At 64.3% G+C, this 5,638-nt stretch carries 6 protein-coding genes; all 6 read left to right on the top strand.

Annotated elements, in window-relative coordinates; genetic code table 11:
- Positions 1-2,707: tetratricopeptide repeat protein (locus Q0288_RS13550; protein ID WP_299431311.1), on the top strand; the 2,707-nt coding region annotated here is incomplete at its 5' end.
- 259 nt (positions 2,708-2,966) lie between these two features.
- Positions 2,967-3,446 carry an ester cyclase gene (locus Q0288_RS13545; protein ID WP_299431308.1) on the top strand — a complete coding sequence of 160 codons (480 nt, stop codon included), beginning with the start codon at positions 2,967-2,969 and terminating at the stop codon, positions 3,444-3,446.
- 60 nt (positions 3,447-3,506) lie between these two features.
- Positions 3,507-3,956: a hypothetical protein gene (locus tag Q0288_RS13540; RefSeq protein WP_299431306.1), complete on the top strand. Its 450-nt coding sequence runs from the start codon at positions 3,507-3,509 to the stop codon at positions 3,954-3,956.
- Between the two features lie 66 nt (positions 3,957-4,022).
- Entirely contained in the window at positions 4,023-4,343 is a 321-nt protein-coding gene (locus Q0288_RS13535; RefSeq protein ID WP_299431303.1) for a GYD domain-containing protein, read from the top strand.
- Positions 4,344-4,410: 67 nt separating this feature from the next.
- Positions 4,411-4,920 (top strand): VOC family protein, encoded by a 510-nt coding sequence (locus Q0288_RS13530; protein ID WP_299431300.1) that lies wholly within the window; start codon positions 4,411-4,413, stop codon positions 4,918-4,920.
- Between the two features lie 213 nt (positions 4,921-5,133).
- Positions 5,134-5,427 carry an antibiotic biosynthesis monooxygenase gene (locus Q0288_RS13525; RefSeq protein ID WP_299431297.1) on the top strand — a complete coding sequence of 98 codons (294 nt, stop codon included), beginning with the start codon at positions 5,134-5,136 and terminating at the stop codon, positions 5,425-5,427.
- The last annotated feature ends 211 nt before the right edge of the window (positions 5,428-5,638 follow it).

The following is a 5,638-nucleotide window of genomic DNA, read 5'->3' as shown; positions in this document are numbered from 1 at the left end:
GGAGCATCTGCGCTGGCAGGTTGCCACCGACGTGGCCGCATTTGACCAGGCCTGCGCCGAGTCCGACTGGGCAAAGGCCGTACAGGTGTTCGGGGGCGTATTGCTGCAGGGCTTTAGCGCCGACGACGCGCCGGAGTTTGCGGCCTGGCTCGAGACCGAGCGCGAACAATTGACCCAGCGCTGGCGCGGCGCGGTCTTTCAGCAGATCAAGGCTCTAGATATGGGCAGGAGCCTCGAGTTGCTGGGCGCCCTCCTGGAATATAACCCGCTCGACGACGAGGCCCTTGCGCACTATATGCAGATCGCTGCTCGCGGCGGGGAGACCCGTCAGGCCCTCCGGGCTTACGAGCGCTTCACGGCCTTGCTCAAGCAAGAACTGGATCTGCCCCCCACCCTCAGCCTCGAGCGTCTGGCTCAATCCATTGGTCAGAAAAGTCAGGCCCTGGTGCTGGAGACCCCGGTCGAGGCCACCCGGCCCATACCGGCCCCCCAACTGCCCGTGGCCCCCACGCCCTTCGTGGGGCGCGACCTCGAGCTGGCCGAAATCGCCGAGGCGCTGCACCAGCCGGACTGCCGCCTGCTCACCCTGAGCGGCCCCGGCGGGGTGGGCAAGTCGCGCATGGCCCTGCAAACCATGCTCGAGCAGGCTGCCCACTTCCCCGGCGGGGCGTATTTTGTGGATCTCGACTCGGTGGAAACACCCGAGCAAATCCCGCAGCGCATCACCGAGACCCTCAAGCTGACCCTGCAAGGCCCCGATCCTCCCCTGGCCCAGCTCGAGCGCCATATCGCAGCGCGGACCATGCTGCTGGTACTGGACAATTACGAACACCTGCTCGAGGGGGCCCGCATCGCAGTCAGGCTGCTGGAAACCTGCCCCAACCTGCGTCTGCTGGTGACCTCCCGCGAGCGGCTCAATCTGCGCGCGGAGTGGGTGATTCAAGTTCGGGGGCTTGCGCTGCCCGAGGGCCGGGTGCCGCTGCTCGAGGCCCAGCACTACGACGCGCTGCGGCTGTTCGTACTGCGGGTGCAGCAGGTACGACCCGATTTTGCCCTGAACGAGCAGAATCTGCCGCAGGTGCTCGAGATCTGTCACCAGGTGGAGGGGTTCCCGCTGGCGCTCGAGCTGGCCGCGGCCTGGGTGCGAACCCTGCCACTGGAGGAGATGGTGCGGGAGACGGGCAACCCCGAGTTTATGATCAGCCAGAGCCGCGACACCCAGCCCCGCCACCGCAGCATGGAGGCGGTCTTCGAGCACTCCTGGCGGCTCTTGACCCCTGCCGAGCAGACCGCCCTGCGCCGGCTGGCCGTCTTCTTCGGCGGCTTCCGCACCGAGGCCGTAAAGCAGGTCAGCGGCACGCCACTGCCCGTGCTGGCCGCACTGGTGGACAAGTCGCTGCTGCGGCTCGCGCCCTCGGGTCGCTACGACCGCCACGCCCTGCTCTACCAGTACATGCAGCAAAAGCTGGCTGAGCACCCTGCCGAGGAGCAGGAAGCCCGCACCAACCACAGCCAGTATTACCTGCGCTTCCTGAGTCGCGCCCTGGAGGAGATTCGTGGCCCCAACCCCCGGCCCGTGCTGGAGGCTCTGGAAGAAGAGCTGGGCAATCTGCGACTGGCCTGGAGCTGGGCGCTGGGGACGGGGCGATTTCCGGCAGTTAAGGAGGCTTCGGAGTCGCTCATGCGCTTTTTCGACGCGCGGGGGCGCTACCAGGAGGGTATCGAGATGTTCGAGGAAGCCGGCCAGGCGCTCGAGTCGAGCAACCCGCAACACCACGCTGCACTGGGGACGGTGCTGGTGTTTTTGGGTAAGTTCCAGCACCGCCTGCGCCAGCAGGATGCCGCCGAGCAGACCGCCCGGCGGGGCCTGGACTTGTTGCGCTCGCTGCCGATTCCCGAGCCAGAGCCGCACATCTGGGGGCTGGGTGTGCTGGGCTCGGTGGCCAACGCCAGGGGCCAGAACCTGGCCGCCCTGGCCTACCGCCTCGAGGCCCTCGAGAAGGCCATGGAGATCGCCAACCCCCGCCTGATCGCGGTCTGCTCGGGCTGGGTAGCCATCTCCCAGAACGCGCTCGGCCACCACCCCGAGGCCATCCGCCACTACCGCGAGGCGATTTTCCTCTTCAAGCAGCAAGGCAACCGCATCGGCACCCTCTACAACACCTCCGACCTGGGGGGCTTGCTGGCGGGCCTGGGCCGCTTTGAAGAGGCGCTGCCGCTGCTGCAAGAGGCCCTCGAGGCCTGCTTGGCCAGCGGAGAGCTGGTAATCCAGGGCGAGACCCTGCAGAGCCTCGGCCACTGCTACTGGATGCTGGGTCAGCTTGATCCGGCCTGGGACTACGCCCAGAATGCGCTGCAACTGGCCGCCCAGCACCCGGGGCAGTACGACCTGGTGCGGCTATACGCCCTGCTGAGCCAGGTCGCGCAAGCTCGGGGCCAGTCCGCCCAAGCACAGAGTTTTTTCCTGCAGGCCCTGGGCCAAGCCTGGGAAGACCAGCAGATACCCGAGGTGCTCGAGGTGCTCTGCGGTTGGGCGGTCCTGCTGGGGGCAGACCGCCTCGAGGCTCAAAAAATACTACGGCTCATCGCCGGGCACCCCCAGGCTTTTGACGCCGATCGGGAGAAGGCTCGAGTCCTGCTGGGTGCTGGGCTTGAGGGTGAAGCCTTGACCCTCGAGGGGGCCGTGGAGCAATTCCTGAACCGCTAAGTCCTCGCTCATCTTGGCCGGCTAAGAGCAGGTAAGCGGCTGGTAAGAGGGGCCTGGCATCATGACCGCCGTGAGCGCAAGCACCCGCCACAGCAAAAAACCCATACCCCTGGCCTGCAAAATCCGGTGCCTGGTGTGAAGCAAATCACACGCGACGCTCGCGCGACGCCCGATCTGGCAGACTCTACCCTGCCAGGGAGGAACCCCAGGCAAGCGGTTCGCCCTCGACCCCAGGCCCTCTTTTGCAAAGGAGCAACCCATGTCAACCGAACAGAATAAAGCCCTAGTCCGTCAAATGGTGGAGGAAGTCTTTAACCGGGGAAACACTGGCCACGCCGACCTGTTCCTGGCGCCCAACTTTGTGGAGCACGAAGAACTCCCCCCCGGACTGCCGTCGGATCGTGAGGGTGCCAAACAGTTGTTCGCCATGTTGCGCGGCGCCTTCCCCGACTTCAAAGCCACGCTAGAGGATATGGTCGCCGAAGGTGACAAGGTGGTAATGCGCATGACCTGGAGCGGCACCCATAAGGGCGAGTTTATGGGCATTCCGCCAACCGGCAGGTACATGTCAATTGGAGTGATTGACATCATCCGCTTTGCAGAGGGCAAGGCCGTGGAACACTGGGGCCAGACGGATACCATGGGCCTGATGCAGCAACTTGGCGCAGTCCCCGCGCGGGTAGGAGCTGAAGCGCGCCATTGGGCAGAAGTTGCCACAAAAGCGCCTCGCATGCTCTAGGTGGGCGTTGCCCGGTGTTTGCCGAGCACAAAGAGCCCGCCGCGTACCAGGAGGCCGGTCATGACTGCCGAAAGCGAAGCGGACGTGGAACACTCGCTCGAGAGCACCTGGGTGCTGCAAGCACCCCTGGGACAGGTCTGGGACAACCTCTGCGACCCCCTGTGCTGGCCTGACTGGTGGCCTGCCATCGAACAGGTGGAGCGGTTGAAAGCAGGTAAGTCCCACGGTGTAGAGGCCCTCTACCGCGTGAATGGCGAGGAGTTGCGCGTCTGCGAGGTCAGGCCGATGGAGCGGCTCGAGTGCCATACCACCCAGGCCCTGGCCCGCTGGACTCTGGAGTACGAGGAGGGCCACACCTTCATCCACCTGAGCGTCTGGGGCTGCCGCGACAACGCGGCCTTTGCTAAGGCCATGTCGGCGGGGGCCAGGGGGCTGGCCGAGCACCTGAAGGTACGGCTCCTGGAGGTGGGCAGTTGGGATGCCGCCACCGACCAGACCCTCTTTCCCTGAAAGGAGGTTGTGTTAATCAGACCGCCCTCGGCCCAAAACCCTTTATGCATAGCGAAGGAGATCATTATGCCCAAGTATCTGGTGCAGGTGAACTATGTCGGCGAAGGCATCCACGGCCTGCTCAAGGAGGGCGGCACCAGCCGCAAAGCCGCCGCTGAGGCCGCCGCCAAGTCGGTCGGGGGGAGCATCGAGACCATGTATTTCGCCTTCGGCGACGCCGATGTCTACGCCATCGCCGAGATGCCCAACCACCAGGCCGCCGCCGCCCTGGCCCTGACCCTCAATGCCAGCGGGCGGGTCACGGTCAAGACCACCGTCCTGCTAACCCCCGAGGACGTAGACGCAGCCACCAAGCTAAGCCCGGCTTACCGTGCACCGGGTCGGTAGGCCCAAGGATCACCGCGCCATCGTCTCGAGCCCGCGATAGGCTCAGCCCCTGTACGAGGAGTCCGACATGCCCAACACCGAAACTGCCTGGCCCCGCGACCGCTGGGGCCTCAAAGCCCCCTTCGCAGCCGTCCACCACGTGGCCCTGGTCACCAACGACATGCGCAAGACGGTGGCCTTCTACCGCGACGTGCTGGGGGCCGAGGTCGCCATGAGCCACCGGCTGCCCGGCGGGGATGGGCGCAGGCACTACTTCATTACCGTAGCCCCCAACGCCGTCCTGGCCTTCTTCGAAAATCCCGAAGCCGAGCCTGCGGCCTACCAGCCGCCGATCCAGCCCAAGAGCGGGCGGGCCCTCGACCACATCGCCTTTTTCGTCGAAGACGACGCGGCCCTCGAGGCCTGGTACGCCCGCCTGCGCGGCAGGGTGGATAACCTCAGCGAGATCAAAAACCTCCAGGGTATGGTGCGGGCCTTCTTCTTCTCCGACCCCAACGGCATCGTGCTCGAGGTGATGGCCGAGACTCCGAAAGGCTTCGACTTCCCTAGCCTGGACGACCCCGACCCGGCCTATTGATGGGTCGGGCGGCATCTACACCCCTGGTCTGATAACCCGATTTGTGTCAATCCCACCCCTGCGCAGGCCAGGTCAAAAGTTGAGGGTCGAAGGCCAGTAATCTTCGCGGAGACAGCAACCTCTCCCAGCCTCCGTCCGATCCGAGACCTGCGACCTGCTCAAATGAGTACGACAGTCCAGGATTCGCTCACTTAAACACTGTGGAGGTAAACCATGTATGCAAGAGTTGTCACCACCTATATCAAACCCGAGTCGCTAGACGAAGCGGTGGAGATCTGGCGGGAGAAGGTAGTCCCCACCCTCAAGGGCGCAAAAGGTTTCAAGTCCAGCTTCATGACCGGTGACCGCAAGACCGGCAAGGGGGTGGTCTTCTCCCTCTGGGAGACCGAGGCCGATGCCACCGTGTGGAACACCAGCGGCAAGTATCAGGAAGTGATCTCACACTTCGCCAGGCTGTTCACCGCGCCGCCCACCCAGGAGCAGCTCGAGGTGTTGGTTCAGGTCTGAGCACACGCGGGCCTACGGGTGGTGTTAGAATAGATGCCGCCACCCGTAGGCCAGACAAACGCTATCGTCCTTATCGCCGGAGCCACTTATGCAATCTATGAAAGCTGTCCGAATCCACAACTATGGCGGTGCCGATCAGTTCACTTTTGAGGAGGTTTGTAGTGCGCCCCTATTTTGAGACCACCAATGGTTCAATCTTAGTCACCTCCTG

Source organism: uncultured Meiothermus sp., assembly GCF_937863175.1.
Classification (GTDB): Bacteria; Deinococcota; Deinococci; order Deinococcales; family Thermaceae; genus Meiothermus.
The sequence above is the reverse complement of the archived record's forward strand: the minus strand, read 5'-3'. Positions and strand labels throughout refer to the sequence as shown.

Bases quoted from the DNA above. Each gene is read 5' to 3' on its own strand.
- Q0288_RS13525 (WP_299431297.1), top strand. From the start codon at position 5,134: ATGTATGCAAGAGTTGTCACCACCTATATCAAACCCGAGTCGCTAGAC.
- Q0288_RS13530 (WP_299431300.1), top strand. From the start codon at position 4,411: ATGCCCAACACCGAAACTGCCTGGCCCCGCGACCGCTGGGGCCTCAAA.
- Q0288_RS13535 (WP_299431303.1), top strand. From the start codon at position 4,023: ATGCCCAAGTATCTGGTGCAGGTGAACTATGTCGGCGAAGGCATCCAC.
- Q0288_RS13545 (WP_299431308.1), top strand. From the start codon at position 2,967: ATGTCAACCGAACAGAATAAAGCCCTAGTCCGTCAAATGGTGGAGGAA.
- Q0288_RS13540 (WP_299431306.1), top strand. From the start codon at position 3,507: ATGACTGCCGAAAGCGAAGCGGACGTGGAACACTCGCTCGAGAGCACC.